Raw genomic sequence first — 25,102 nt, forward strand, 5'->3', positions numbered from 1 at the left:
CCATGCAGCACCTTCGCCAGCGGCTGCACGACATCGTGTTTCAGCACGACGACCCCGCCGAGCGCGCGTTCGACGTGGTGGTGATCGCCGCCATCGTGCTGAGCATCGTGGTGGTGATGCTGGACAGCGTGGAATCCATCGCGGCCCGGTACGGCGACATCCTGTACGTCGCCGAGTGGTTCTTCACCGTGCTGTTCACGATCGAGTACCTGCTGCGGCTGTGGACCTCGCCCCGGCCGCTTGCGTACGCGCGAAGCTTCTACGGCGTGGTGGACCTGCTCTCGGTGCTCCCCACCTGGCTGAGCGTCGTCTTTCCGCCGGGGCGATTCCTGGTGGTGCTGCGCGTGCTGCGGGTGCTGCGCGTGTTCCGCATCCTCAAGCTGGCCGAATACGTGGAGCAGGGCGCCGTGCTCTCGGCCGCGCTGCGGGCCAGCCGCTACAAAATCACCGTGTTCGTCAGCGCGGTGCTCACGCTGTCGGTAATCGTGGGTTCGCTGATGTACCTGATCGAAGGCCCCGCCGCCGGGTTCACCAGCATCCCGCAGAGCGTCTACTGGGCCATCGTTACGCTCACCACCGTCGGTTACGGCGACATCGCGCCGCAGGGCCCGCTGGGCAAGGCGCTGGCGGCTACCCTGATGATCATGGGCTACGGCATCATCGCCGTCCCCACGGGGATCGTGACGCTGGAGCTGGACCGTGCATCGCGCTCCAGCGCCGTGCGCCGCCCCTGCCCGGGGTGCGGCGTAGACCGCCACGAGCCTGACGCGACGTACTGCAGGTACTGCGGGACACAGCTGTAGATCGGGCCTCCCGTGCCGGTACACGTTGTGCACCCTCGCGCCGGACCCGATTTCCACCGAGGAGAAACGATGTCCGATTCCAACCCGACCAATCCCGAGGGCCGCTACGATTCCGGCACCGACGCCGGACCTGCCCAGTACGCAGGCGCCACCGACCAGCCGCGCGACAACCCGGCCGGCGACACGCCCCACGGAACCACCGTGCTGACGCTGGTCTGTGAGACGTGTGGCAAGGACTACTTCTTCGAGAACGAGCAGCCCGCCGAGGGGATGGCGTGCGCAAAGTGCGGCGGCACCGTGTTCCGCTCGTTCCACGACAACGTGGGCGACGAGGCGGCCGACGACTTCCGCGACAGCACCGAGCGCGACCTGGACCCCGACGATGCCGAGGGCGACGTGCTGCCGGGCGACATCATGGACCTCAACAACATCTGACGATCCGGATGACGGAATCCACCGGAAGGAGCCTGTTCACCGGGTCGGGCGTGGCGCTGGTCACGCCCTTCGGCGCGGATGGGGCCGTGAACGAGGCCGTGCTGCGCGAACTGGTGCGCTTTCACCTGCGCGAGGGCACCGATGCGCTGATCGTCAACGGCAGCACCGGTGAGGCCACCACCATGTCCGTCGACGAGCAGCGCCGGTCGGTGGAGGTGGTGATGGACGAGGTGCGCGCGGGCGACCGGCGCATTCCGGTGATCGCGGGGTGCGGCGGCAGCGACACGGCCGTCGTCGCCCGGATCGCCGCGAACGCGCGCGAAGCCGGGGCCGACGGCCTGCTCGTCGCGCCGCCACCCTACAACAAGCCGCCGCAGCGCGGGATCGCCGCGCACTTCCGCAAGGTGATGGACGCAGGCGACCTGCCCACCATCGCCTACAACGTTCCCGGCCGCACCGCGTGCAACCTGCTGCCGGAGACGGTGGAGGAGCTGGCGCATGACGAGCGGCTGGTGGGCGTCAAGGAAGCGAGCGGCGACATCAGCCAGGTGGCGGAGCTCGCGCGGCGGGTGGCGGATCGCATCGCCCTGTACAGCGGCAACGACGACCAGGTGGTGCCGCTGATGTCGCTGGGCGGCAAGGGCGTGATCTCCGTCCTAGCCAACGTGGCTCCGCGCGACACCTCGCGGATGGCCAAGGCGTTCCTGGAGGGCAACCCCGCCGAGGCGTGCGCCATCCAGCTCCGCTTCCTTCCGCTGATCGCGGCGCTCTTCCGCGAGGCCAATCCCATGCCGGTCAAGGCGGGCGTGGGGATGCTGGGATTCGACGTCGGCGATCCGCGGCTTCCCCTCGTCCCGCCGTCGGACGCGGTGCTGAAGGAGCTGGAGGGGGCGATGCGAGGCCTGGGGCTGCTGGAGGGCCGCTGATGGCGGATGCGGTGCGGGTGGTGCTCAGCGGCGCGACGGGGCGGATGGGGACCACGCTCGCGCGGCTGATGGCGGAGGATCGCGGGATGCGGCTGGTGGGGGGGATCGGGCGGGTGCCGGAGAGCGGGTGCGACATCGGCTGCCCGGTGGTGGCGACGCCGGAGACGGCCGGCGCGTGGATGCGCGACGCCGACGTGGTGATCGACTTCTCGTCGCCGGAACTGCTGCGGCGGCTGCTGGAGATGCACGGCGACGCGCTGGGCGGCGTGGCGCTCGTCGTCGGCACGACGGGACTGACGCCCGAGGAGCAGGCCCTGCTTACGCGCCAGGCCCAGCGATCTCCCGTGCTGCAGGCCGCCAACTTCAGCGTGGGGGTGAACCTGCTGCTGGCCCTGGCTGAGCGCGCGGCCGCCGTCCTGGGCGACGACTACGACGTGGAGATCGTGGAGGCGCACCACCGCCGCAAGGTGGATGCGCCCAGCGGCACCGCGCTGGCCCTGGGGGAGTCCGTCGCGCTCGGCCGCGGCGTGGCGCTGGCCGACGTGCGCGTGGACGGCCGCGGCGGGCGTCCCGGCGAGCGTCCGCGGGGCGAGGTAGGCTTCCACGCCGTCCGCGGCGGCGACATCGTGGGCGAGCACTCGGTGATGTTCATCGGCGAGCGCGAGCGGATCGAACTGGGGCACGTGGCCCAGGACCGCGCTTTGTTCGCCGAAGGCGCCCTGCGCGCCGCCCGCTGGCTCGCCGGCCGCGAGCCCGGCGCCTACTCCATGCGCGACGTCTTGGGCCTCGGCTGAACGGAGCACGAGCCGGCCACACCATCGACCGCAGCGACCGAGGGATCCGCCACACAGTGATCGGAGCGCGCCGAGAACCCGGCGTGCACCCCTCCAGGAGCGGGTGAACCCGCCGCAGGGACTACCACCCATCGTTGTCGCCTCTGCCAGTCGGCATCACGCAGCGTGTGTGGCGGATCCTTCAGTCGCTGCCGTGTTCGGTGTTCGGGCGGGTTGGGCGTGGCCGCTCCTTCAGGATGACATCGTCAGCGTGCGGGGCCAGGTTGACCTGGCGGGACGCCGGAGCCATGTTCCGGCGTCCCTTGCGTTTACGCCGCATCCACGTGATCCGCCGTGCCTGAAACAAACCCCCGCCGTCTCGTCGTACATCTTGGTGAGCAGCGGCCGCTGTACTCCATCCCGGACTGGGCGCTCGACGAAATCTGTGCCGAGATGCCGGAGGGGTGGGAGGTGGTTGTGGTGGACGAGCCCGGCGATGGGCGGGGCGACGGCGGGGCGGATTCCACCGAGGCGCTGGAGGCGGTACGCGGAGCCGAGATCTACCTGGGGTTCGGCGTGCCGGCCCCGCTCTTCGAGGCAGCCACGGCGCCGCCCGAGGGCCGGCTTCGCTGGGCGCACAGTGCGTCGGCGGGGGTGGGGGCCTCGCTGCACGCGGCCATGCGGGAGTCGGACGTGGTGCTGACGAACGCGGCCGGCATCTACGCCGAACCGATGGCCGATACGGTGCTGGCCATGATCCTCCATTTCGCCCGCGGCCTGGACGTCGCCGTCCGCGCCCAGGCCGAGCGCCGCTGGAACAAGGAGCCGTTCGAAGGCGCGGATCCGGTTGGCCGCGAGCTGGCCGAGCAGACCGTGGGCGTCGTCGGGCTGGGGGGCATCGGCCAAGCGGTGGCCCGGCGCACGGTGGCGCTTGGGATGACCACGCTCGCCACGCGGCGCAGCGGCACGGAGGGGCCGGAGGGCGTCGACGTGCTTTCGGGAGAGGGCGCGCTGGACCGGCTGCTCCCCCGCGCCGATTACCTGGTGCTCTGCGTGCCGCAGACGGAGGAAACGCGCGGGCTGGTCGGTGCGCGGGAGCTGGCGATGCTTCCCGACGGCGCGGTGGTGATCAACGTCGCCCGCGGCGGCGTGATGGACGAGGAGGCGCTGGTGGATGCGCTGCGCGGCGGGCGGTTGCGCGGGGCGGGGCTGGACGTGTTCGCCCGCGAGCCGCTGCCGGATTCGTCGCCCCTGTGGCACCTTCCCAACGTGCTGGTGACACCCCATGTTTCGGGTGCGTCGCCCCGGTTCTGGCGGCGCCAAGCGGACCTCATCGTCGAAAACCTGCGGCGGTACCTGCGGGGCGAGACCCTTCGCAACACCGTCGACAAGCGGGCGGGATATTAGCGTGGAAAACATCATCAGCGCCGCCGTGCAGCGCGGGGCGAGCGACCTTCACATCAAGGCGGGAGACGTGTTCCGCGCCCGCATCAACGGGCAGCTCATTCCGCTCACCAAGCAGCGGCTGACGCCGGAGCAGACGCGCGCCATCGCCGTGAAGCTCATTCCGCACGAGCGCGACCGCGAGCAGTTGGACGAGCTGCAGGACTACGACTGCTCGTGGGGGCTGCCGGGCGTGGGGCGTTTCCGCGTGAACATCCTGCGGCAGCGCGGCAGCTTCATGATCGTCATGCGGGTGATCCCGTTCGAGATCCCCACCATCGAGCAGCTGGGGCTTCCCTCCGTCGTCCAGGACATCTCGGCGCTGGAACGGGGAATGGTGCTGGTGACGGGCGTGACGGGATCGGGAAAGAGCAGCACGCAGGCGGCCATGCTGGGCTTCATGAACCAGAACATGCGCCGCCACATCGTCACGCTCGAGAACCCCATCGAGTTCCTTCACCGCGACGTGAACTGCTCCATCACGCAGCGCGAGGTGGGCATCGACACCGACAGCTTTCGCGTGGGCCTCCGCGCGGCGCTGCGGCAGGACCCCGACGTCATCCTGATCGGCGAGATGCGCGACACCGAGTCCATCGACATCGCGCTGAAGTCGGCCGAGACGGGGCACCTGGTGATCAGCACGGTGCACACGCGCGACTCGGCGTCCACCATCAGCCGATTGATGGCGACGTTCCCCCCCGAGGAGCAGAAGATGGTGAGGCTGCGCCTGGCCGAGCAGCTGCAGGCGGTGATCTCGCAGCGCCTGCTGCCCAAGAAGGACGGCAAGGGCCGGGTGCTGGCGTCGGAGGTGATGGTGGTCACCGGCACGATCCGTGACTGCATCGTAGACCCGGAGCGCACGGCCGAGATTCCCGACCACATCGCCGAGGGCCGGGCGACGTACGGAATGCAGACCTTCGACCAGTGCCTGATGGACCTGGTGGCCAGCGACCAGGTGGATTACGCGGTCGCCAAGGCGGCGGCCACCAATCCCAGCGACTTCGAGCTGAAGCTGAACATGCTATCCGGCGGACGGCCGGCCGCGAGCGCCGCGGCGGCCGGCTCGGCGCCGCCCGCGGGCGTGTCACCATCCTACTTCTGATTCCCATGCCGTACGCCCTTCTCGTGGCCGCGCAGCTCTTCGGCCTGGTCCTGGTTCCCTTCGGGCTTCCCGGCACCTGGGTGCAGGTGGCCGCGCTGGGCGTGTACGGCTGGACCAGCGGCTTCGCCACCATCGGCTGGCCCACGATCATCTTCGCCGCCGTGCTCGCGGCCATCGGCGAGGTGATCGAGTTTTCGCTGGGCGGCCGGTACGCGCGCAAGTACGGCGGCAGCCGCCGCGCGGGGTGGGGCGCCATCATCGGCGGGGTCGTGGGGGCCATCGCGGGCGTTCCCGTTCCCGTCATCGGCAGCGTGATCGGCGCCTTCGTGGGCGCCTTCGCGGGTGCGGCCATCTTCGAGCTGACGCTGACCAAGGACTGGCGCAACCCCGAGCTGGGCTCCGCGGTGCGGGTGGGATGGGGGGCGTTCCTGGGCCGCCTGGTCGCGGTCGCCGCCAAGTCGGCCGTGGCCGTCGCCATCGCCGCGCTGGCGCTGGTCTCCGCGCTCCGCTGACCTTCCACTTGCCCAGGCAGCCCCTGTCCGGCGAGCTGGCGCGCCTGCGCCAGGAGAACGAGCAGCTCCGTGCGCGCGCCGAAGAGGCCGAGCGCCGCAGCGGCCTGTTCTCCGCCATCTGCGACGCCCTGGCCGACCCGGTGCTGGTGACGGACGGCGGCAACCGCATCCTGCTGGAGAACCGGCGCGCGCGCTCGCTCTTTCACGCCAACCCGGGCGACGCGGACGAGCGGCGGCGGTTGGTGGAGGTGAACAACTTTCTGTTCACCTCCTTCCTGGCGCGCCCCCGCCCGCCGATGGTGGAGGCGCGGGAGCTGACGCTGGTGGACCCCGACACCGGCCTCGAGCTGCTGTTCGAGGCCGTGCCGGCGCCGTTGCCGGCCGGCGCCGCCGTGCCCCGCGACGCCACCGTGTCGCTGCTGCGCGACGTCACCGAGCTGCGCAAGACCTCCAACCAGCTGGGCCACCAGGTGCGCCGGGCCCAGCAGGCCGAGGTGCGTGCCCGCGGCGAGCGCGACCAGCTGAACCTGATCCTGGCGCACGTGGGCGCGCCCGTCGTGGTTACCGACCACCGCGGGGCCGTGGTGATGATGAACCGCGAGGCCCAGCGCCTCTTTCGCCCCGAGGCCATCCCGGGTGGCGCGCCGGACGCCGCGGCCGCCGCCAACGCAGACCGATTCTTCGCCGCGGTCGAGGAGTTCGCGCTGGGCGAAGAGGCCGCGGCGGTCACGCGGGTGGACCTGCGCGAGCCCTCGTCGCGGCAGGACCTGCCCGCCGAGCTGATCTCCGGGCGCATTCGCGACGGCGACGGGGCCACGGCGGCGGTGGTCTCCATCCTCCACGACCTCACGCACGAGGTGGAGAACGCGCGCCTGGCGACGGAGCTGGCGCGGGTGAACGCGGGGCTGGAGCACTCCATCCGCGAAGCGACGGCCGAGCTCAAGGAGCAGAACCGGGAGCTCGCCTGGCAGCGCCAGGAGCTGGAGCGCGCGTACCGGCACAAGAGCGAGTTCCTGGCGAGCATGAGCCACGAGCTGCGCACGCCCATCAACGCGCTGCTGGGCTACACCTCGCTTCTCCGCGAGCGCATCTACGGCGACCTCACCCCGCGGCAGGACCAGGCGCTGGTGCGCATCCACTCGTCCAGCGAGCACCTGCTGGAACTGGTGGACGACATCCTGGACCTGGCCAAGATCGAGGCCGGGCGCATGCCGCTTCACCTGGAGCCGCTGGACATCGCCTCGCTCATCGGCGAGCTGGCGGACGGCGTGGAGCCGCTGGCCCGCCGCAAGGGGCTCCAGCTGCGGGTGGACGTTCCCGAAGCGCTCCCGGTCCTGGTCACCGACCGCTTCCGTGTGAAGCAGGTGGTGCTGAACCTGCTCTCCAACGCCATCAAGTTCACCCACGAGGGAGTGGTGTCGGTGCGCACGCGGCAGCTGGAGGGCGGGGTAGAGGTGCAGGTGGCGGACACGGGCATCGGCATTCCTCCGGACGAGCTGGCCAGCATCTTCGACGACTTCCGGCAGGTGGACCAGTCGTCCACGCGCGAGTACGGCGGCACGGGGCTGGGGCTTTCCATCGTCCGCAAGCTGCTGGGGCTGCTGGGCGGCGCCATCCGCGTGGAGTCGGAGCCTGGCCAGGGGTCGGTCTTCACCGTCACGCTGCCGCTGCGCAGCGTCGAGGCGCGCGAGGGCGAAGAGGCCATCCGCCGCGCCATGCAGGGCGAGGCTGTGATCGTTCACGACGGCGTCGCCCGCCCGCTCCCCCCGCCCGACTCGGCTCGCGGCTAACGTCGCGGTTCTCCCGTAGATATCTCGACGCGTGACGGCTTACAGGCTCGCCATCTTCGACTTCGACGGCACGCTGGCCGATTCGTTTCCCTGGTTCCTCCAGCGCTTCAACGACCTCGCGGACCGGCACCGGTTCAACCGCATCGAGAAGCACGAGGTGGAGGCGCTGCGCGGAAACAGCGCGCGGCAGATGATGGCCCACCTGCGCCTTCCCGCCTGGCGGCTGCCGCTGGTCGCCCGCGACATGCGTGCGTGGATGGCGAAGGACATCCACACCCTGCGCCCATTCCCGGGCGTTCCGGAGATGCTCCACGCGCTGGCGGATGCGGGCGTGGAGCTGGCCGTCGTCACCTCCAACTCGTACGAGAACGTGCGGCGGGTGCTGGGCGCTGAGTCTGCGGGGCTGATGGCGCACGTGGAGTGCGGTGCGTCGATGTTCGGCAAGCGGGCGCGATTCCGGCGGGTGCTCCGGCGCAGCGGCATACCCGCGGCGCAGGCTATCAGCATCGGCGACGAGATACGGGACGCGGAGGCGGCGCGGGCGGCCGGCATCGACTTCGGCGCGGTGGCGTGGGGATACACCAGCCCCGCGAGCCTGCGCGCCCAATCGCCGGCCCTGTTCTTCGATACCGTGGACGACATCGTGCGGGCGCTGGTTGGCGCCCGCCTCACGACCTTGAAGCGACCGTGATGGACAACTCGCAATCGAACGGCATCGTCCGGAGCGGCCCCGGCGGCCTGCCTATCGTGACTCTCGTGGCTGGCGCCGGCGCGCGCGCGACGGTGTGCCTGCACGGTGCGCACGTCACCTCGTGGGTGCCCGCGGGCGAGGACGGCGACCGCCTGTTCCTGAGCAGCCGGTCGGAGTTCCGCGCGGGCACGGCGATTCGCGGCGGCGTGCCGATCAGCTTTCCCCAGTTCGCCACGCAGGGCCCGCTGCCCAAGCACGGCTTCGCCCGCCTGACGACGTGGGAGCTGGTTTCCGTCGACCGTGAGGACGCGGACGTAGTCGCCTCCTTCCGCCTCACCGACTCGGCGGAAACGCGGGCGATCTGGCCGCACGCGTTCGTCGCGGAGCTGACCGTCCGCGTGGCGGGGGCGGCGATTTCGATGGAGTTCGCCGTTACGAACACGGGCTCGGAGCCGTTCTCGTTCACGGCCGCGCTGCACACCTATTTCCGCGTCGATGACGCGCGGGAGGCGGCGGTCGTCGGCCTGCAGGGAACGCGCTACCGCGACAAGGCCGCGGGCGAGACGGAGCCCGAGGACCGCGAGCGGGAGTTGCGGATCGACGGCGAGGTGGATCGCGTGTACCTGAACGCACCCCGGACGGTAGAACTGCAGGAAGGCGGGCGAACCCTCGAGGTGGCATCCACCGGCTTTGCCGACATCGTGGTGTGGAATCCGGGCGCGGAAGCCGCCGCCAAGCTCGCCGACATGGAGCCGGATGGGCACCTGCGCATGCTCTGCGTAGAGGCCGCGGCGGCCGGGTCTCCCGTCTACGTGGCGCCGGGCGAGCGATGGAGCGGCTCGCAAACGCTGACCGCCCGATGACGATCTTCTCCGCGGGAAGCCCACCATCGGCCGCCCTGCGCGCCGCGGTGGGAGAGATCGATATCTACCTGTTCGACCAGCTGTTGAAGGGCGCGTTCGACTCCGTGCGGACGGTCCTGGACGCGGGCTACGGATCCGGTCGCAACCTGGTGCCGTTCCTCCGTAGCGGATATGAGGTGTTCGGCGTCGATCGGGATGAGCGCGCGATCGGCCGGGTGCGCCAGATGGCTGCGGAACTGGCGCCAGCACTGTCCGAGGACAACTTCCAGGTCGGCGAAGTCGATGCGCTGCCGTATGGGGACGAGCAGATGGACTCGGTGATCAGCAGCGCCGTGCTGCACTTCGCCGCGGACGAGCAGCACTTCGACGCGATGCTGAACGAGATGTGGCGGGTGCTGCGCCCCGGCAGCCTCTTCTTCGCGCGCCTCGCCACCAGCATCGGGATAGAGGCGCGACTGCCGTCCTCATCGCCCAGCCGCTATCGCCTGCCGGACGGCAGCGAGCGGTTCCTGATGGACGAGGCCGGCCTGCTCGCCCGCACCGAATCCCTCGGCGCGAAGCTCGCGGAGCCGATCAAGACGACCAACGTGCAGAACCTGCGGGCAATGACCACCTGGTGCCTGCGAAAGCGGACCTGAGCCTCGAACGATGCGCCGCACCCGCACGCTATCGACCTTCGCTGTTCTTCTCGTGGCGGCCTGCGCCCGTCCGGAGCCGTCCGACGTGGAGTCGGCCGCCTACGCTCCGTTCGCGCGCTGCACCGGGGACGATCGGCGGGTCTGCATGGCCAAGGTAGAGGCGCGGGAAATCGCGAACGCGAGTGGCCGTGTGCGGCGCCGGGGACAGCGGCTGACGATCCGCCTGGGCAACGGCGAGACGACGGAACTGGTGAACGACACCTCGGACAGCGGCAGCGCAAAGCGGTACGTCTACGCCGGATACCTGCCCTCCATCCGCCACCACGTCGTGGCAGTTAGTTATTACGAGGGCGGCGCCGTGGTGCTGCTCCACGAGCAGACCGGCGCGACGACGGAGGTCCACGGGTTTCCGGCCGTGGCACCCGGCGCGCGGCGGATCGCCACCGCGTCGGTGGACCTGATCGCGGGGTACACTCCCAACCACATCCGGGTCTGGCGCGTTACGGACACGCACCTGGAACTGGAGTGGGGCCTGGACGGCGGCACCAGGTGGGGCGCGTCGGACCCCGTGTGGCACGGCCCGCACGTGGTGACGTTCACGCGCCACACGCTGCCCTCGCCGTCCGCCGGTCCCAACGAGGTCGTCCGCACGCCCATGCGCCTGGACCTGCGCAACGGCGGCCTCACGGTGCAGCCCCAGGCCCCCTGACCCCGCGCCGATTGCGCGCGCGGCGCCGCGTGACCAGTTTTCCTCCTGCCTCTTGTCCCCAGCCCCACAATCAAGGAGCGTCCCGTGACCGAGACGATCGTCGCCCCGCCCGCGCCGCAGCCTGTGCAGGCCCAGTTCGACGTTTCCGCCATCATGGGCGGCCTGTACGGCGACGGCATCATCGGCTACAAGGGCGCCTTCAGCCGCGAATGGGTGCAGGACCTGGGAGAGGATATCGAGGAGCTGTTCCAGGATGCTCTTAAGCGCCCCGGCGGCGCGGTGGGGCGCGGGCCCAAGCGGTACTACGTGGAGATCCACCCCGAAAAGATCCGCGGGTTCGTGGACCTGGTCACGCATCCGTGGGTGGTGGCCGTGTGCACGGCCGTGCTGGGGCCGCACTACAAGATCGTGGAGATCGGGTTCGACGTGCCCGGGCCCGGCGCGCAGGACCAGCCCTGGCACCGCGACTTTCCCGCGCCCGAAGACACGCTCGTGGGGCGCCGCCTGAACTCGCTGGCGTTCAACCTGACCACCGTCGACGTGTTCGAGGACATGGGGCCGTTCGAGATCGCCCCCGGCACGCAGTGGGACACGCCCGAAGGATTCGAGCACGACATGTTTCCGCCCAAGTCTTTGTATCCGCGGTACCTGGAACGGGCGCAGCGGAAGATGCCCAAGATGGGCGACATCTCGGCGCGATCGGCGCTCACCATTCATCGCGGCACCGCCAACCTCAGCCAGAAGTCGCGCCCCGTGCTGGTGCTGGGCGTGGACGCCCCGGGTGCCGACAACTCCGAGCGCCACGACCTGCAGTTCAGCCGCGCGTACTACGAGGCGCTGCCGGACGAGGTGAAGCAGCACCTGACCTGCCGCGTGGTCGAGGAGCTGGAGCCCATCGTGCAGGCGCACAGCATTGAGGGCCTGATGATGGGCGAGGCGTGACCAACGCGCAGTTGAACCCCGAGCACGATCCCGTGGTCGATACCGCGGGATCTGGCACGGAGGAACCTCTACGTGACGTCCCAGGATCTTCGCTGCTGCGCTTCGCCGGGACGATGGATCCGGAAGTCGCCCGGGAGATCGCGGCAGCCATCGAAGAAGATTGTGAGCGCATCGAGATCGACGACGATCCCGGCGGTTGACACCCGCCGGGGCGCTCCGCAGATTGCGCACAGGATACGTCAACGCGCGGTCCCACCCTTGCGGGATGGGCCGCGTTTTTCGTGCGACTGAACGGGACAGAAGCTTGGCGACTGGGCAGATGAGGGAACCGAACGGCAGCCGGTGCGTGGTGATCGTCGGCTCGCAGTGGGGCGACGAGGGGAAGGGAAAGATCGTCGACGTGCTGGCCGAGGACGTGGACGTCGTCGCGCGCTACCAGGGTGGCAGCAACGCCGGCCACACGGTGCACGTGGGCGACGCCGAGTTCATCCTTCACCAGATCCCGTCCGGCATCCTTCACCCGCGCCGGCGGTGCCTGCTGGGCAACGGCGTGGTGTTCGATCCCTTCCAGTTCTTCCACGAGCTGGATGCGCTCACCGCCCGCGGCATCGACGCCGAGGGCCGCGTGGGCGTCAGCGGACGCGCGCACCTGCTGCTGAGCTACCACAAGGTGCTGGACCGTGCCGCCGAGGCGCGCCGCGGCGCGGGGAAGATCGGCACCACGGGGCGGGGGATCGGCCCGGCGTACGAGGACAAGGTGGCGCGCCAGGGCATTCGCCTGGCCGACCTGCGCGACTGGACGCGCGCCCGGGAGGCGCTGCGCCGCGCCGCCGCCCGCGTCAACGAGCGGCTGCAGCTGTTCCAGTCGGACGAGCGGGTGGACGAGGCGGCGCTGATCGAGGAGGTGGGCTCCATCCGCGAGCGGCTGCTGGCCATCTCCGTCGATACCGGGCGGGTGATCCACGACGCGCTGCGCGCCGGGCAGAAGGTGCTGCTGGAAGGCGCCCAGGGCGCGCTGCTGGACGTGGACCACGGCACGTATCCCTACGTCACCTCGTCCAACACCACCGCCGGCGGCGCGGCGCTGGGCGTGGGCATCGGCCCCACGATGGTGGACGACGTGATCGGCGTGGTGAAGGCGTACACCACCCGCGTGGGCGAAGGGCCCCTGCCCACCGAGTTTCCATCGCCCATGCAGGAGCAGGTGCGCGAGCTGGGCGGCGAGTACGGCGCCACCACCGGCCGGCCGCGCCGCTGCGGCTGGTTCGACGCCGTCGTGGTGCGCTACGCCGCCCGCGTGAACGGCCTGACGGGGCTGGCGGTCACCAAGCTGGACGTGCTCGACACGCTCCCCGAGCTGAAGATCGCCGTCTCGTACCGCGCCGAAGGGCAGGAGCTGGACGACTTTCCCGGCGACCTGGGGTTGCTGGAGGCCGCGGAGCCGGTGTACGAGACGCTCCCGGGATGGCAGTCGTCCACGGCCGGCGCGCGCCGCTGGGAAGACCTGCCCGAGGCGGCGCAGGCGTACCTCCGCCGCCTCTCGGAATTGACGGAGACGCCTATCTGGTACGTGTCGGTCGGCACGCGCCGCGACCAGATCATCCACGTGCGGCCCTGAGCCGCGCGGAGGGTCCGGGCGGCTTGGCACGGCGGGCGCACTCACTGCGCCCGCCGTCGTTTCAGGAAGGAATGGCAGTTCGAGATGAACGACATGATCGATCCCACTGAGTCGCCTGACGTCGGCGCGGCGCTGCGGCACGTAAAACCGTCCGTCCGGTCCCTGGGCGCGTACACGCTCAAGCCGTACGAGCCGCGCATCAAGCTCAACCAGAACGAGAGCCCGTACGACGTGCCGCGGGCGCTCAAGGAGCGCATTCAGGCGCAGCTCGCCGAGCGGCCCTGGAACCGCTATCCGCCGTTTGTGGCCTCCAACTTCATCCAGGCGGTCAGCGAGGCCACCCGCTGGCCGTCGACGGGCATCCTGGTGGCCAACGGCTCCAACGAGCTGATCCAGGCGGTGCTCTCCGTCACCGTGGGCCCCGGCGTTTCGGTGGTCATCCCCGAGCCCACCTTCACGCTCTACCGGCTGATGACGGAGGTGAACGGCGGCACCGTCGCCTCCGTTCCCCTGAAGGACGACCTGTCGTTCGACGTGGAGGGCATCATCGGCGCCGCGCGCGAGACGGACGCGGCCGTCGTCGTCCTCTGCACACCGAACAATCCCACCGGCGCCGCACTCGGAGAAGACGAGATCCGCCGCATCCACGACGAGACGGATGCGCTGATCCTGCTGGACCAGGCGTACGTGGAGTTCGGCGGGTTCGACGCCATCCCCATGCTGGCCGCGCGGCCGCGGCTGGTGGTTCTGCGCACCTTCAGCAAGGCGATGGCGATGGCGGGGCTGCGCGCGGGGTACATGCTGGCGCATCCGTCTCTCGCCGCGGAGGTGCACAAGGCCAAGCTGCCGTACAACATCAACTTCTTCACCGAAGTGGCCGCCGCCGAGGTGCTGCGCTGCCGCAGCGAACTGGCGCCCCTGGTGCACGAGATCGCCGCGGAGCGCGACCGCATCCACGAAGCGCTGCGCGCGATCCCCGGCCTGCACGTGTATCCCAGCGCCGCCAACTTCCTGGTGTTCCGCGTGGAGTCGCCCCGCGTCACGCACACGGAATTGTTCGACCGGCTGCTGGCGGAGTACGGAATCCTGGTGCGCGACGTATCCAGGTATCCCATGCTCGACAGGTGCCTGCGCGTGAACGCCGGGACCCCGGCGGAGAACGATGCGTTCCTGCACGCGGTGCGCACGATCATGACGGAGGAACAGGGATGAGCCGCACGGGAGAGCGCCACCGGAAAACGCGCGAAACGGAGATCCGCGTCCGCATCGGCCTGGACGGGACGGGCGAAGCCAGCGTCCGCACGGGCATCGGGTTCTTCGACCACATGCTCGATGCGCTGGCCCGCCACGGCATGTTCAGCCTGGAGGTGGAGTGCGCGGGCGACCTTCACATCGACGCGCACCACACGGTGGAAGACGTGGGGATCGCGCTGGGCGGCGCCTTCCTGGATGCGCTCGGCGACAAGCGCGGCATCGTGCGCTACGCGGATGCCACCGTCCCGCTGGACGAGGCGCTGGTGCGCGCCGTCGTGGACGTGTCCGGCCGCCCGTTCCTGCACTTCGACGTGCCCCTGCCGATGGACCAGCCGATGATCGGCCAGTTCGACGCGGCGCTCTCCGCCGAGTTCTGGCGCGGATTCGCCATGGAGGCGCGCCTGACCATGCACCTGGACGGGCTGCGCGGCGACAACGCGCACCACGTGGTGGAGGCCACTTTCAAGGCCGCGGCGCGCGCGCTGGACGCCGCCACGCGCATCGACGAGCGCCGCGCGGGCGAGGTGCCCTCCACCAAGGGCGCGTTGTGACCCGTCCGCACGTCGTTCTGCTGGACTATGGCGCGGGAAACCTGCGCTCCGTCGCCAAGGCGTTCGAGCACGAGGGTGCGGACGTATCGATGACGGACGACCCCGCCGTGGCGCGCGCGGCCGACCGCCTGGTGCTGCCCGGGCAGGGGCACTTCGGCCAGTGCATGACGCGGCTGGAGGAGAAAGGGCTGGGCGACGCCATCCGCGAGCACGTGGCGGCCGGACGGCCCTTCATCGGCATCTGCGTGGGAATGCAGCTGCTGTACGAGGGGAGCGACGAGGCGCCGGGGGTGGGCGGCCTGGGGATGCTGTCCGGCACCGTGCGCCGCATTCCGACGGACCTGCCGCTGCCGCACGTGGGGTGGAACTCGGTGGAATTCATCCGCGGCGCCGAGGCCGATCCCGTGCTGGCAGGCGTCGCCGGGCCGGAGCCGCGCTGGTTCTACCACGTGCACTCGTTCGCCGTTTTGGATGACGATAGCGAGACCGTTTTGGGCCGCTGCCGGTACGACGCCGCCTTCGCCAGCATCGTGGGGCGCAACAACGTGTGGGGAATCCAGTTCCACCCGGAGAAGAGCCAGGAAGACGGGCTGCGGATCCTGGGGAACTTCTCGCGGCTCTGAACCCGGACGCGTAGAACGCGCCACAGGCATGTACGGAGTGCGCGCTTGTGGCGGCTTCAGGCTCGTTGCGCGGCTCGTAAATCCCGTTTACCGTTCCGCTTAGGAAGAGCGGGCGACGTCCACGGGAGGAGGCCGATGCACACCTGGAAGCTGAAGAACGCGCAGCATCGATTGCGGGAACTCGTACGCCTGGCGCTGACGAAGGAGCCGCAGCGCCTGTCGAACGGCAAGGACGCCGTGGTCGTGATCGCCGCGAGCGAGTACGATCGCCTGCTGGGCGTCAGGGCCAAACGGGCGTCACAGGCAGTGCCGGCTGCTGCTGGCGAGCGGAGGACGCGGCCGTCGTTCCTCGCGCGAATCAAGAACTTGCGGGACGGCGGAGCAGTCGCGAAGCGCGAGCCTGTCGTTCCGGAGGAGCGCCGTGACGTTCCCGTCCACTCGGCGCAGCGGCCAGCCCCAGGCGAGCCAGGCAGCGATCGGCAATGGGTGTGGGAGTGGGATGAAGAGTCCCAGCGTTGGGCTCTGCCCTGGGAGAAGGATCTGGCCCCGGGCGAATATCCCGGTCTGGAGATCCTGAACCGGGCGAAGAACTCGCCGCTGGCGCAAGCCTTTCGCACGGGGGAGATCACGGAAGAGGAGTGGGACGACGTCATGCGGCGCCCGGAGTGCTGAGGCATGCGCTTCCTCCTCGACACGAACCTGCTCTCCGAGCCTACACGCAAGCGCTCCGATCTGGGGGTGGAGGCGTGGATCGCGGCTCAGGAACCGGAGGAACTTGCGATCAGCGTCATCTCCCTCGGCGAAATCGAACGGGGCGTGATTCTCTTGCGTCCGGGGCCGCGGAAGGAGGAACTCCGTAGCTGGTTCGACGAGGAGATCCAGGTGACGTACAAGGATCGGACGATCTCCGTCGATAAAGCGATTGCGCTGGAGTGGGGCCGAATTTCCGCGGACGCGGTTCGCACCGGCCGGGGCCTCCCCGAATCGGATGGCCTGCTTGTCGCGACGGCGCTCGTGCTGAACCTGACACTGGTCACCCGCAACGAGCGGCACTGCGCCGGGTGGGGCGCACCGCTCATCAACCCGTGGTCTGGCGAAACGCGTGACTGATTTCTTCAAGGGACACGGCCTGGGCAACGACTACATCGCCCTGGCGATGGAGGGCCTGGGTTTCGAGCTGACGCCGCCGGCCGTGCGCCTGCTCTGCGACCGGCACACGGGGGTGGGCTCCGACGGCATCCTGGCGCGCGTCCCCTCGTCCGCGGCCGACTTCGGCGTGCGCATCTTCAACCCCGACGGCAGCGAAGCCGAAAAGAGCGGCAATGGCCTGCGCATCTTCGCCGCGTACCTGCTGGAGCAGGGCGAGGTGGACGAGCGCGCGCCGTTCACCGTCGAGACCCCCGGCGGCATCGTCCGCATGGAGGTGCTGCAGGTGTCGGCCGACGGCGTGCTGTCGGTGGAGGTGGAGATGGGCACCGCCACCTTCCGCAGCGCCGACGTGGGCCTTCCCGGGCCCGACCGGGAGACGGATGACGAGCCGCTGGAGCTGGCGTCGGGCGACGTGGTGCGCATCAACACCGTGTCCATCGGCAACCCGCACTGCGTGGTGTTCGCCGACGAGCTGGACCTGGACGACCTGCGCCGGCGGGCGCCGCAGATCAGCACCCACCCGAACTTCGAGCGCGGCGTGAACGTGCAGTTCGCCGTGCCCATGGAGCCGGACGGGGTGGAGGCGTGGGTGTGGGAGCGCGGGGCGGGCGAGACGCGGGCGTCGGGGTCCAGCGCCTGCGCGGTGGCCGCGGCGGCGGTGAGGCGCGGCATGGTGTCCGAGCGGCAGGTAGCCGTGCGGATGCCCGGGGGCACCCTGCACGTGCACGTTCGCGACGACTGGTCGCTGGTGCTGCGCGGGCCGGTGGAGTCCGTCTATCGCGGCACGCTGGCGGAGGGGATGCTGCGCCGGCTGGAGATCCTGGGATGAGCCTGGCGAAGCGCATCATCCCCTGCCTGGACGTCAAGGACGGCCGGGTGGTGAAGGGAATCCAGTTCGTGGGGCTGCGCGACGCGGGCGATCCCGTGGAGCAGGCCGTCCGCTACGACGAGCAGCGCGCGGACGAGCTCTGCTTTTTGGACATCACCGCCAGCCACGAGGGCCGGGCGTCGATGCTCGACGTCATCCGCCGCACGGCGGAAAGCATCTTCATTCCGTTCACCGTGGGCGGCGGCATCCGCTCGGTGGCCGACTTCAACGCCATCCTGGGCGCCGGCGCCGACAAGGTGGCCGTCAACACCGCCGCGCTGGCCGACCCGGAGCTGGTGCGGCGCGCGGCCGACCACTTCGGCTCGCAGTGCGTGGTGGTGGCGGTCGACGCGCGCCGCACCGCCACGGGCCAGGCGGAGAGCGGCTGGGAGGTGTACACGCACGGCGGCCGCAAACCCACGGGCATCGACGCCGTGGCGTGGGCGCGGCGTGCCCAGGAACTGGGCGCGGGAGAGATCCTGCTGACCTCCATGGACCGGGACGGCACCCGCGACGGTTACGACCTGCCGCTGCTGGAGGCGGTCAGCCGCGAGGTGCGCATCCCCGTGATCGCGTCCGGCGGCGCGGGGGCGCTGGAGCACCTGGACAGCGCCCTGGCGGCCGGCGCGCACGCCGTGCTGGCGGCCTCGATCTTCCACTTCGGCGAGTACACGCTGGCCGAGGCGCGCCGGTATTTGGCGGCGCGGGGGCACCCGGTGCGGCAGTAGTCCGGCGGCGCGGCGCGGCCCTTGCCGTTCGCGGGGCGAGGTCGTGGTTTCGGAAATGGCGACGGGCGCCCGGCGGCGGCCCCGAACGGAGGAGAGAAACGTTGAAGCACGGAATTTCGCGTAGCCTGGCCCTGGCCGCGCTGGTTGGTTCGCTTGCCGCGTGCGGTGGCGACAACGGCGGTGGCGGGACGGAAAAAGGAAAGAGTGCCGCCAAGGGCGACACGGGCGCGGCCAAGTCGGGGAACGACAGCGCCGCGGCGCGCCCGGCCGTCAAGTACGCAATGGGCAACAGCGCGGCCGAGGCGCAGCAGTGCATGCAGCGGCGCCAGGCGCGGCTGGACTCGGCGGCCCAGGCGATGCAGGCCGACTCCGCGGCCAAGGCACCCGGGGCGGGGCGCAACCCCGTCTTCGCCAAGGAGCAGAAGTGGTATCCGCGGATGCCGGAGTTCCGCGACGGGGTGCTCCTGCCGTGCAACCGCATCATCGTGTACTACGGCAACCCGAGCTCCAAGAAGATGGGCGCCCTGGGCGAGTTCCCCCGGGACGACATGCTGGCCCGGCTGCGGCGCCAGGCCGACGCGTGGGCGCAGGCCGACCCCGGCACGCCGGTGATCCCGGGGCTGCACATGGTGGCCGTGGTGGCGCAGGGCGACCCGGGCCCCTCGGGCAAGTACCGGATCCAGGCGCGGGACAAGACGGTGGATTCCATCTACCAGATGGCCAAGTCCATCAACGGCATCTTCTTCGTCGACATCCAGGTGGGTACCGACGACATCCGCAACATCCTGCCGCGCTTCGAGTACATCCTGAAGAACCCCGACGTGCACCTGGCGGTGGACCCGGAGTTCTACATGCGCGAAGGGGTGGTTCCCGGACGGAAGATCGGGACGATGTACGCCCGCGACATCAACTACGTCTCGGAGTACCTGGCGAACATGGTGCGGCAGCACAACCTGCCCCCGAAGGTGCTGATCATCCACCGCTTCACCCGCGGCATGGTGCCCGACGCCGAGAACGTGCAGCTGCGTCCCGAGGTGCAGGTGGTGATGCACATGGACGGCTGGGGCGCGCCGTGGCTGAAGTACGACTCGTACCGGGACTACATCCTGCGGCACCCGGTGCAGTTCACGGGGTGGAAGAACTTCTACCACAACGACACCAAGGGCGGCGGCCCGCTGACCACGCCGCGGGACCTGATCCAGCTGTACCCGGAACCGCTCTACGTGCAGTACCAGTAGCGGACGGGCGGTACGACGACGAGAGGCGCCGGCCCCCGCGGGTTGGCGCCTCTTGTTCGTTGGCGGCAGAAAGGGCGGGCACCTCGCGGCGCCCGCCCTTCGTTCGCCCCCTGGAGCCCTCAGGCGCGGGCGAGGTCGCGGTCCAGGTTCACTTCCATGGTCCCGCCGGACTCGTGGTCGGCGTCGGGCGCGTCCCAGTCGGTGAGCGCCGCCGAAACGGCCGTCACCGCCGTCAGCCCCAGGAAGAAGTTGCGGGCCCGGCGGTTGTCGGCGAAGCCGAGCAGCCAGGGCAGGAAGGGGAGCGCGGCCCCGATGGCCACCTCGGCGGCGCCGTGGCCCTTGAAGGGCAGCAGGCGCTTGGCCGCGAGCGGATAGTCGGTCATCAGCGACAGGCCCAGGTACCCCGCGGCCAGCCCGTACGCCAGCCCCTCGGCCGAGCGCGGAAAGCCCAGGGCCCGCGGCGCCGCGGCGACCGTGGCCACCGTGGTGTAGTCGATCATTCCGTGCGCCCGCGCGTTCAGCGGTTTTCTCATCGTCATCCCTCCTGGTTCGTGGACGTTGGGGCCGCACGCAGTGGCAAACGGCGTGCCCGCTCCGGCGCATCTTTCGTCGCGCCAACGGGTTGCGTAGCCACATCCGCACCCGTGGCCGAAGGCCCGGTTCGTGCTTCCACCCGGCGGCTTTCACAACCGACAAACCTCGAAACGGGAGATCTCGATGCCGACACGCAGGGCGGGCGCGACGTGGGAAGGCGGACTGCAGAAGGGGAACGGCAGCTTCAGCGGCGAAAGCGGCGCCATCACCGGCGCGTACTCGTTCGGCACCCGGTTCGGGGGCGAGCCGGGGACCAACCCCGAGGAGCTGCTTGCCGCGGCCGAGGCGGCGTGCTTCAGCATGGCGCTCTCGCTGGGGCTGGAGAAGAACGGAACGCCGCCCACGCGCGTGCACACCGATGCCGCCTGCACCATCGACAAGGTGGGCGAGGGCTTCAAGATCACCATCATGCAGCTGCAGGTGACGGCGCGGGTGGACGGGATCGACGACGCGACGTTCCAGACCATCGCGCAGGCCACCAAGGTGGGGTGCCCCGTGTCGCAGGCGCTCGCCGGCGTCGACATCCAGCTGCAGGCCACGCTGGAGTCCGGCGCCGCCTGATTCCGTCCGGCCGAGGCGGGTGGGCGAACGAAAGCGGCCCGGCGCACGAGCGCCGGGCCGTTGTTTCGTGGGTTTCGCCGGGACGGGTCAGCTCGGCGGCCGGCCGACCCGAAAGGTCACGATGTTGGAGCGGTGGCTGAGCTTGTAGTCCCGCCGCTCGCCGCGGGTGACGTGATGGCTGGAGACCACCGCGTAGGCCGCGTACTCGCCCGGCTGGGGCGACGCCGCCAGCCATGCATCGTCCACGCGCACGGAGTCGTTCGCCGGCACCTCGAGCGACGTCGGCGTGCTGATGCAGGTGCTGCCGCCACCGGGCGGGTGCACGATCGATTTGTCTTCCGTCAACACGAACATCTCCACCTGGCACTGGCTTTCGAACTCCAGCTTCAGCGGCTCGCGCTCTCGGTTGATCACCCAGGCGCTCATGTGCAGCGAATCGCCCGGCGCGAGGGTGTCGGCCGGGGTGGTGCGCAGGCGCACGCTGACGGCCGGCTTCCTTTCGCTGCCGGTTTCGCAGGCGGCCAGGGCCAGGAGCAGCGCGGCGAACGCCGGAAGGCGGCGGATCATGCCTGGTTTCTCCTGAGCAGAAAGCGGGGGACGGCGGCCTGGAAGGTGGTGCCGTCTGGCCGCTCCATCACGTAGTAGCCTTCCATGTGGCCCTCGGGCCCACGCAGCACGCAGAAGCTCTGGTATTCGTGCACGCCGCCCGGCGCGATCAGCGGCTCCTGCCCCACGACGCCCTCGCCCTGCACCTCGCTGTCGCCCGCGGCGGGGTCGTGGATGTACCAGTGCCGCCACCGCAGGCGCGCCGGCTGGTCGCCCACGTTCTCGATGCGGATGCCGTACGCGAAGACGAAGCGCGGCTCGGACGGGTCCGAGTGCGCCTCCAGGTAGTAGGGCGTCGCGGTGACGCGAATTCCCTCGGTGATACGGTAGAACAGCATGGCGTGCCCGGGTCCGGTGGTGCGCTGGCGGGATAGATAGGGCGCGTGCCCGCCCGGGTCAACGCTCAGGCTGTCCATCGGCCGCGCCCCCTTCTACATTTTCGGCCACCGCCGCGCATCCACCCCGCGACCAAACACGCCCATGGAGCACCTGAAGGCGCTCATCCGCGACGTTCCCGACTTTCCCCTTCCCGGCATCCTGTTCCGCGACGTCACGCCCCTGCTGCGGCACCCGCGCGGCCTGGCGGACGTGGTGGACGCGTTCGCCGCGCGCTACCGTGGCCGCAACGTGGACGCGGTGGTGGGCATCGAGTCACGCGGCTTCCTCTTCGGTGCGCCGCTGGCGGTGGCGCTCGGCGTGGGGTTCGTGCCGGTGCGCAAGCCGGGGAAGCTGCCGGTGGACCGCATCAGCCAGTCGTACGAGCTGGAGTACGGCACCAACACGCTAGAGATCCACCGCGACGCGCTGCTCTCCGGCGAGTCGGTGGTGGTGGTCGACGACCTGCTGGCCACCGGCGGTACCGCGAATGCCGCGGCGTCACTGGTCCGCGCGCTCGGAGCGCACGTCGTGGAGCTCGCCTTCGTGGTGGAACTCGCTTTCCTGCATGGCCGCGAACGCCTGGGCGACGATGCCGTGCACTCGCTGATCACGTATTAGCGTCTCAAGGCTGCCAGCCCTGCTGGGGCGACTGAAGTCGCGGCAACGACGGCCCGAAGTCCGCCTTCGCGGACTGCACGCAAAGCCCGGTGCACCAAGGCCGGCCGCAGTGCGATCGCATTCTCCCCCTCTCCCGCTCGCGGGAGAGGGGGCCGGGGGGAGAGGGCAGCCGAGGCATGCGCCGGAGTCGTTCGAAACGCCACGGTGCAGCGAACCCTCCCTGGCACCGAGTCTTTGCAGCCGCACGGCACTGGCGCCCTTCCCCCACGCAGTTTGTGGGGGAAGGGTTGGGGATGGGGGGCGCCGAGGCATGCGCCAGAGCAGTTCGAAACGCCCCAATGCCCGCCGAAGTTGCCCACGCTCCCGCCGACTTCTGCGAGAACGCGTCTCGTGTCTTCGCTCGCCCGCGCGGCACGGAACTGGCCCGCCGGGCTGCCGAGAATCGGCGGTCGACCAGCAATCGGAGAGACGGATGGAAGCGGTACCGCAGGAGGCGGTGGAGATCCTCAAGAGCACCCGGACCATCGCCGTGCTGGGGATGAAGGGCGACGGCGATGCGATGGCCCCCGCGCACGGAGTGCCGATGTACCTGGCGGCGCACGGCTACCAGATCACTCCCGTGAACCCCAGGCTGGCCCGGGACGGCTCCCCGGGCGCGGTCGCCAGCCTGGGCGACCTGCCCGCCGCGCCGGACCTGGTGCAGGTGTTCCGCGGCTCCGACCAGGTGGCGAAGCACGTGGACGAACTCCTGGCGCTCAAGCCCAAGGCCGTGTGGCTGCAGCTCGGCATCCGGAACGACGAGGCCGCGGCGCGGCTGCAGGAGGCCGGCATCCGCGTGGTGCAGGACCGTTGCATGTACAAGGACCACCACGCGCTCTCGGACGCGGGCGAGATCTGATCAGGCGGCTCGGGAAGGCGAAGAGGCGCGGAGGGAGCCATCCCCCCGCGCCTCTTCCGTTCGTCGACATCGATCCGGGCGACTACACGCGCCGTCCCTGGTCGATCGGTCCCTCGGTGCCCAGGGGCACACCCGTCGGCACCACGCCCGCGCGCCCCGCCGGGCGGAGCACATCGTACACCCACGCCGCGGCGAGCATCCCCGCGATCGGCGCGATCCAGTAGATCCAGTGCCCCTCCCATACCCCTCCCGCCAGCGCCGGCCCCAGCGTCCGGGCGGGGTTCATCGACGCCCCCGTCAGCGGGCCGCCCACCATGGCGCAGAAGCCGATCGTCACGCCGATCGCCAGCCCGGCCGCGCCCCCCGTGCCGCGCTCGTCCGTGGCCACGCCCATGATCACGAACATCAGCGCGAACGACAGCAGGAACTCCACGCCGAACGCCGCCCCGTGCGGCAGCGAGGGAAGGCTGGCGCCCACGTCGCCCACGCTGCCCAGCGCCGCGCGCGAGGCGAACGATGCCAGGGTGGCGCCCGCGCACTGCGCCACCACGTAGGGCAGCACCTCGCGCGCGGGGAACCGCCCGCGCGACGCCAGCCCGATGGTTACCGCCGGGTTGATGTGCGCACCCGAAAGGTGCCCCAGCGAGTACACCATCGCGGTCACCACGAAGGCGAAGGCCAGCGCGACGCCGGGGTGGCCCAGCGCTTCGGTGCGCGCATTCACCATCACCGCCCCGGGGCCGATCAGGACGAGAAAGAATGTGCCCAGCGCCTCGGCGCCGGCGCGCCTGTACAGGTCCGTCACGTGTCGCCTCCGGTGTTGGTGTTGGGCCGCGGCGATCCGCCCCGGCGCAGGTATTCGGCAAAGTCGTCGGGCAGCTCGCTCCGGCGGATGCCCTCCATCGCCCGCTCCACGTCGTACTCCACGCGCACCACCTCCACGCCCACCGCGCCATCCACCGTCAGCACCACGTAGCCCGCGCGCCAGTCGCCGTCCTTGGGGCGCCCCACCGAGCCGGTGTTCACGAAGTGGATGCCGCCCACCTCGCGGTGCCAGGGCACGTGCGTGTGGCCGAAACAGATCATGTCACCGGCGGATGCGCCCGCCTGCGCCGCCATCTTCAGGCAGAAGTCGTCCGGGCGGTCCTCCGTCCAGTACAGCGTGTTGAGCGTGGGCGTGCCGTGCACCAGGATCACCCGGGGCCCCGGCGCGTGGCCGCCATGGGGCCGCAGGTCCAGGCGAAACGGGAGCGCGGCGAGGAACGCCTTGGTCTCCCGCGACGCGTACTCGCGCGTCCACCCGTAGCTCAGGTGCGAAAGCTCCTCCTGCCGCGCGTCTTCGTACTTGCAGCCGCAGTGCTTGTAATCCGCCGCCACGGTGGAGTCGTAGTTTCCCGCCACGCCCGCGATCCCGGCCGTACGGATGGCGTCGACGGTCTCGTTCGGCCACGGCGCGTATCCCACGAGGTCGCCCAGGTGATACGTCGCGTCCACCTCCCCGCGGGCGGCGATGGACGCGAGGACGGCCTGCAGCGCGGGGAGGTTGGCGTGGATGTCGGAGATCAGCGCGTAGCGCATGGAATCGTGGGCCCAAACGATGGAGTCCGGCGGATCATCGGCGTGATTGGGGCGGAAGGATACGGGCCGGGGCAGGGCCGGGGAAGAGGGCACGATGGTGGCCGATGCGGAGAATTTCAGATGTTTGGCACGATCCTTCCCTTGGGGCGGCGCGGAAGGTGTCTCGTAACCCGTTGCAGAAGCGCTATCTATGCTGAGAGCACGAGTCCGGGG

At 70.3% G+C, this 25,102-nt stretch carries 31 protein-coding genes; 26 read left to right on the plus strand and 5 right to left on the minus strand.

Translation table 11 applies throughout. The features are described 5' to 3' along the window. Positions 1-2: 2 nt before the first annotated feature. The 23 genes from VGB24_RS09730 (at position 3) to VGB24_RS09840 (ending at position 19,656) form a co-directional block, all read left to right on the plus strand. Positions 3-803, plus strand: a complete 801-nt coding sequence (locus tag VGB24_RS09730; protein WP_331072748.1) for an ion transporter — start codon at positions 3-5, stop codon at positions 801-803. A gap of 69 nt (positions 804-872) precedes the next feature. Next, positions 873-1,238, plus strand: a complete 366-nt coding sequence (locus VGB24_RS09735; protein WP_331072749.1) for a hypothetical protein — start codon at positions 873-875, stop codon at positions 1,236-1,238. Positions 1,239-1,246: 8 nt separating this feature from the next. After that, on the plus strand, positions 1,247-2,164 hold the full coding sequence (dapA, locus tag VGB24_RS09740; protein WP_331072750.1) for a 4-hydroxy-tetrahydrodipicolinate synthase: 918 nt from the start codon (positions 1,247-1,249) through the stop codon (positions 2,162-2,164). Beyond that, positions 2,164-2,958 (plus strand): 4-hydroxy-tetrahydrodipicolinate reductase, encoded by a 795-nt coding sequence (gene dapB, locus VGB24_RS09745; RefSeq protein ID WP_331072751.1) that lies wholly within the window; start codon positions 2,164-2,166, stop codon positions 2,956-2,958. The genes dapA and dapB overlap by 1 nt, the downstream gene beginning before the upstream one ends. Positions 2,959-3,291: 333 nt before the next feature. Then, a complete protein-coding gene (locus VGB24_RS09750) occupies positions 3,292-4,344 on the plus strand; it encodes a D-2-hydroxyacid dehydrogenase (protein ID WP_331072752.1) in 1,053 nt (350 codons plus the stop codon). Between the two features lies 1 nt (position 4,345). Beyond that, positions 4,346-5,482 (plus strand): PilT/PilU family type 4a pilus ATPase, encoded by a 1,137-nt coding sequence (locus tag VGB24_RS09755; protein ID WP_331072753.1) that lies wholly within the window; start codon positions 4,346-4,348, stop codon positions 5,480-5,482. 5 nt (positions 5,483-5,487) lie between these two features. Beyond that, the gene (locus VGB24_RS09760) at positions 5,488-5,994 is read left to right on the plus strand and encodes a DUF456 domain-containing protein (protein WP_331072754.1); all 507 of its coding nucleotides are present in this window, start codon (positions 5,488-5,490) and stop codon (positions 5,992-5,994) included. A gap of 8 nt (positions 5,995-6,002) precedes the next feature. Continuing rightward, entirely contained in the window at positions 6,003-7,784 is a 1,782-nt protein-coding gene (locus VGB24_RS09765; protein ID WP_331072755.1) for a sensor histidine kinase, read from the plus strand. A 31-nt stretch (positions 7,785-7,815) separates the two neighbouring features. Beyond that, the gene (locus tag VGB24_RS09770; RefSeq protein ID WP_331072756.1) at positions 7,816-8,475 is read left to right on the plus strand and encodes an HAD hydrolase-like protein; all 660 of its coding nucleotides are present in this window, start codon (positions 7,816-7,818) and stop codon (positions 8,473-8,475) included. Then, a complete protein-coding gene (locus tag VGB24_RS09775) occupies positions 8,475-9,338 on the plus strand; it encodes a D-hexose-6-phosphate mutarotase (protein WP_331072791.1) in 864 nt (287 codons plus the stop codon). Before VGB24_RS09770 ends, VGB24_RS09775 begins: the two co-directional genes overlap by 1 nt. Next, positions 9,335-9,976, plus strand: coding sequence for a class I SAM-dependent methyltransferase (locus VGB24_RS09780; protein ID WP_331072757.1), 642 nt, complete (start codon positions 9,335-9,337; stop codon positions 9,974-9,976). Before VGB24_RS09775 ends, VGB24_RS09780 begins: the two co-directional genes overlap by 4 nt. Before the next feature lie 10 nt (positions 9,977-9,986). Beyond that, positions 9,987-10,685, plus strand: coding sequence for a hypothetical protein (locus VGB24_RS09785; RefSeq protein ID WP_331072758.1), 699 nt, complete (start codon positions 9,987-9,989; stop codon positions 10,683-10,685). Between the two features lie 153 nt (positions 10,686-10,838). Further along, a complete protein-coding gene (locus VGB24_RS09790; protein WP_349263913.1) occupies positions 10,839-11,627 on the plus strand; it encodes a phytanoyl-CoA dioxygenase family protein in 789 nt (262 codons plus the stop codon). Then, on the plus strand, positions 11,624-11,827 hold the full coding sequence (locus VGB24_RS09795; RefSeq protein ID WP_331072760.1) for a hypothetical protein: 204 nt from the start codon (positions 11,624-11,626) through the stop codon (positions 11,825-11,827). Before VGB24_RS09790 ends, VGB24_RS09795 begins: the two co-directional genes overlap by 4 nt. Positions 11,828-11,946: 119 nt before the next feature. Beyond that, positions 11,947-13,245, plus strand: coding sequence for an adenylosuccinate synthase (locus VGB24_RS09800; protein WP_331072761.1), 1,299 nt, complete (start codon positions 11,947-11,949; stop codon positions 13,243-13,245). A gap of 93 nt (positions 13,246-13,338) precedes the next feature. Further along, positions 13,339-14,457, plus strand: coding sequence for a histidinol-phosphate transaminase (gene hisC, locus VGB24_RS09805; RefSeq protein ID WP_331072762.1), 1,119 nt, complete (start codon positions 13,339-13,341; stop codon positions 14,455-14,457). Next, a complete protein-coding gene (gene hisB, locus VGB24_RS09810) occupies positions 14,454-15,050 on the plus strand; it encodes an imidazoleglycerol-phosphate dehydratase HisB (protein ID WP_331072763.1) in 597 nt (198 codons plus the stop codon). Before hisC ends, hisB begins: the two co-directional genes overlap by 4 nt. Next, the gene (gene hisH / locus VGB24_RS09815; RefSeq protein ID WP_331072764.1) at positions 15,047-15,673 is read left to right on the plus strand and encodes an imidazole glycerol phosphate synthase subunit HisH; all 627 of its coding nucleotides are present in this window, start codon (positions 15,047-15,049) and stop codon (positions 15,671-15,673) included. The genes hisB and hisH overlap by 4 nt, the downstream gene beginning before the upstream one ends. Positions 15,674-15,808: 135 nt before the next feature. Further along, a complete protein-coding gene (locus VGB24_RS09820) occupies positions 15,809-16,345 on the plus strand; it encodes a hypothetical protein (RefSeq protein ID WP_331072765.1) in 537 nt (178 codons plus the stop codon). 3 nt (positions 16,346-16,348) lie between these two features. Next, a complete protein-coding gene (locus tag VGB24_RS09825) occupies positions 16,349-16,783 on the plus strand; it encodes a type II toxin-antitoxin system VapC family toxin (RefSeq protein ID WP_331072766.1) in 435 nt (144 codons plus the stop codon). Next, positions 16,776-17,651: a diaminopimelate epimerase gene (dapF, locus tag VGB24_RS09830; RefSeq protein WP_331072767.1), complete on the plus strand. Its 876-nt coding sequence runs from the start codon at positions 16,776-16,778 to the stop codon at positions 17,649-17,651. The genes VGB24_RS09825 and dapF overlap by 8 nt, the downstream gene beginning before the upstream one ends. Beyond that, positions 17,648-18,418 (plus strand): imidazole glycerol phosphate synthase subunit HisF, encoded by a 771-nt coding sequence (gene hisF / locus VGB24_RS09835; RefSeq protein ID WP_331072768.1) that lies wholly within the window; start codon positions 17,648-17,650, stop codon positions 18,416-18,418. The genes dapF and hisF overlap by 4 nt, the downstream gene beginning before the upstream one ends. 101 nt (positions 18,419-18,519) lie before the next feature. Then, positions 18,520-19,656, plus strand: a complete 1,137-nt coding sequence (locus VGB24_RS09840) for a hypothetical protein (RefSeq protein WP_331072769.1) — start codon at positions 18,520-18,522, stop codon at positions 19,654-19,656. Positions 19,657-19,775: 119 nt separating this feature from the next. Here the strand turns inward: VGB24_RS09840 and VGB24_RS09845 are convergent, their stop codons facing one another. Next, positions 19,776-20,189, minus strand: a complete 414-nt coding sequence (locus VGB24_RS09845; RefSeq protein WP_331072770.1) for a hypothetical protein — start codon at positions 20,187-20,189, stop codon at positions 19,776-19,778. A gap of 184 nt (positions 20,190-20,373) precedes the next feature. Here VGB24_RS09845 and VGB24_RS09850 point away from each other — a divergent pair, with 184 nt between their 5' ends. Then, the gene (locus VGB24_RS09850; RefSeq protein WP_331072771.1) at positions 20,374-20,811 is read left to right on the plus strand and encodes an OsmC family peroxiredoxin; all 438 of its coding nucleotides are present in this window, start codon (positions 20,374-20,376) and stop codon (positions 20,809-20,811) included. 87 nt (positions 20,812-20,898) lie between these two features. Here VGB24_RS09850 and VGB24_RS09855 read toward each other — a convergent pair whose 3' ends face one another. Together VGB24_RS09855 and apaG are read right to left on the minus strand one after the other, a co-directional pair. After that, positions 20,899-21,378, minus strand: a complete 480-nt coding sequence (locus tag VGB24_RS09855) for a BsuPI-related putative proteinase inhibitor (protein WP_331072772.1) — start codon at positions 21,376-21,378, stop codon at positions 20,899-20,901. Next, complete coding sequence (apaG, locus tag VGB24_RS09860; RefSeq protein ID WP_331072773.1) at positions 21,375-21,833, minus strand: Co2+/Mg2+ efflux protein ApaG; 459 nt, start codon at positions 21,831-21,833, stop codon at positions 21,375-21,377. Before apaG ends, VGB24_RS09855 begins: the two co-directional genes overlap by 4 nt. 64 nt (positions 21,834-21,897) lie before the next feature. On the opposite strand from apaG, the gene VGB24_RS09865 reads away from it, so the two are divergent. Together VGB24_RS09865 and VGB24_RS09870 are read left to right on the plus strand one after the other, a co-directional pair. Beyond that, on the plus strand, positions 21,898-22,413 hold the full coding sequence (locus tag VGB24_RS09865) for an adenine phosphoribosyltransferase (RefSeq protein ID WP_331072774.1): 516 nt from the start codon (positions 21,898-21,900) through the stop codon (positions 22,411-22,413). A 472-nt stretch (positions 22,414-22,885) separates the two neighbouring features. After that, complete coding sequence (locus VGB24_RS09870) at positions 22,886-23,311, plus strand: CoA-binding protein (protein WP_331072775.1); 426 nt, start codon at positions 22,886-22,888, stop codon at positions 23,309-23,311. An 82-nt stretch (positions 23,312-23,393) separates the two neighbouring features. Here VGB24_RS09870 and VGB24_RS09875 read toward each other — a convergent pair whose 3' ends face one another. Further along, positions 23,394-24,116, minus strand: coding sequence for an MIP family channel protein (locus VGB24_RS09875; protein WP_331072776.1), 723 nt, complete (start codon positions 24,114-24,116; stop codon positions 23,394-23,396). After that, positions 24,113-24,889 carry a metallophosphoesterase family protein gene (locus VGB24_RS09880; RefSeq protein ID WP_331072777.1) on the minus strand — a complete coding sequence of 259 codons (777 nt, stop codon included), beginning with the start codon at positions 24,887-24,889 and terminating at the stop codon, positions 24,113-24,115. Before VGB24_RS09880 ends, VGB24_RS09875 begins: the two co-directional genes overlap by 4 nt. Between the last annotated feature and the right edge of the window lie 213 nt (positions 24,890-25,102).

Origin of the sequence: Longimicrobium sp., from assembly GCF_036399935.1 — a bacterium.
Lineage (GTDB): Bacteria > Gemmatimonadota > Gemmatimonadetes > Longimicrobiales > Longimicrobiaceae > Longimicrobium.

What these genes read in the sequence shown, in the direction of transcription:
- VGB24_RS09855 (WP_331072772.1), bottom strand. Translation starts at nt 21,378, where the DNA reads ATGATCCGCCGCCTTCCGGCGTTCGCCGCGCTGCTCCTGGCCCTGGCC.
- VGB24_RS09865 (WP_331072774.1), top strand. Translation starts at nt 21,898, where the DNA reads ATGGAGCACCTGAAGGCGCTCATCCGCGACGTTCCCGACTTTCCCCTT.
- VGB24_RS09870 (WP_331072775.1), top strand. Translation starts at nt 22,886, where the DNA reads ATGGAAGCGGTACCGCAGGAGGCGGTGGAGATCCTCAAGAGCACCCGG.
- VGB24_RS09785 (WP_331072758.1), top strand. Translation starts at nt 9,987, where the DNA reads ATGCGCCGCACCCGCACGCTATCGACCTTCGCTGTTCTTCTCGTGGCG.
- VGB24_RS09775 (WP_331072791.1), top strand. Translation starts at nt 8,475, where the DNA reads ATGGACAACTCGCAATCGAACGGCATCGTCCGGAGCGGCCCCGGCGGC.
- apaG (WP_331072773.1), bottom strand. Translation starts at nt 21,833, where the DNA reads ATGGACAGCCTGAGCGTTGACCCGGGCGGGCACGCGCCCTATCTATCC.
- VGB24_RS09880 (WP_331072777.1), bottom strand. Translation starts at nt 24,889, where the DNA reads ATGCGCTACGCGCTGATCTCCGACATCCACGCCAACCTCCCCGCGCTG.
- VGB24_RS09820 (WP_331072765.1), top strand. Translation starts at nt 15,809, where the DNA reads ATGCACACCTGGAAGCTGAAGAACGCGCAGCATCGATTGCGGGAACTC.
- VGB24_RS09760 (WP_331072754.1), top strand. Translation starts at nt 5,488, where the DNA reads ATGCCGTACGCCCTTCTCGTGGCCGCGCAGCTCTTCGGCCTGGTCCTG.
- hisB (WP_331072763.1), top strand. Translation starts at nt 14,454, where the DNA reads ATGAGCCGCACGGGAGAGCGCCACCGGAAAACGCGCGAAACGGAGATC.
- hisF (WP_331072768.1), top strand. Translation starts at nt 17,648, where the DNA reads ATGAGCCTGGCGAAGCGCATCATCCCCTGCCTGGACGTCAAGGACGGC.
- VGB24_RS09800 (WP_331072761.1), top strand. Translation starts at nt 11,947, where the DNA reads ATGAGGGAACCGAACGGCAGCCGGTGCGTGGTGATCGTCGGCTCGCAG.
- VGB24_RS09845 (WP_331072770.1), bottom strand. Translation starts at nt 20,189, where the DNA reads ATGAGAAAACCGCTGAACGCGCGGGCGCACGGAATGATCGACTACACC.
- VGB24_RS09850 (WP_331072771.1), top strand. Translation starts at nt 20,374, where the DNA reads ATGCCGACACGCAGGGCGGGCGCGACGTGGGAAGGCGGACTGCAGAAG.
- VGB24_RS09735 (WP_331072749.1), top strand. Translation starts at nt 873, where the DNA reads ATGTCCGATTCCAACCCGACCAATCCCGAGGGCCGCTACGATTCCGGC.
- dapB (WP_331072751.1), top strand. Translation starts at nt 2,164, where the DNA reads ATGGCGGATGCGGTGCGGGTGGTGCTCAGCGGCGCGACGGGGCGGATG.
- VGB24_RS09825 (WP_331072766.1), top strand. Translation starts at nt 16,349, where the DNA reads ATGCGCTTCCTCCTCGACACGAACCTGCTCTCCGAGCCTACACGCAAG.
- VGB24_RS09790 (WP_349263913.1), top strand. Translation starts at nt 10,839, where the DNA reads ATGGGCGGCCTGTACGGCGACGGCATCATCGGCTACAAGGGCGCCTTC.
- dapA (WP_331072750.1), top strand. Translation starts at nt 1,247, where the DNA reads ATGACGGAATCCACCGGAAGGAGCCTGTTCACCGGGTCGGGCGTGGCG.
- hisC (WP_331072762.1), top strand. Translation starts at nt 13,339, where the DNA reads ATGATCGATCCCACTGAGTCGCCTGACGTCGGCGCGGCGCTGCGGCAC.
- VGB24_RS09780 (WP_331072757.1), top strand. Translation starts at nt 9,335, where the DNA reads ATGACGATCTTCTCCGCGGGAAGCCCACCATCGGCCGCCCTGCGCGCC.
- VGB24_RS09730 (WP_331072748.1), top strand. Translation starts at nt 3, where the DNA reads ATGCAGCACCTTCGCCAGCGGCTGCACGACATCGTGTTTCAGCACGAC.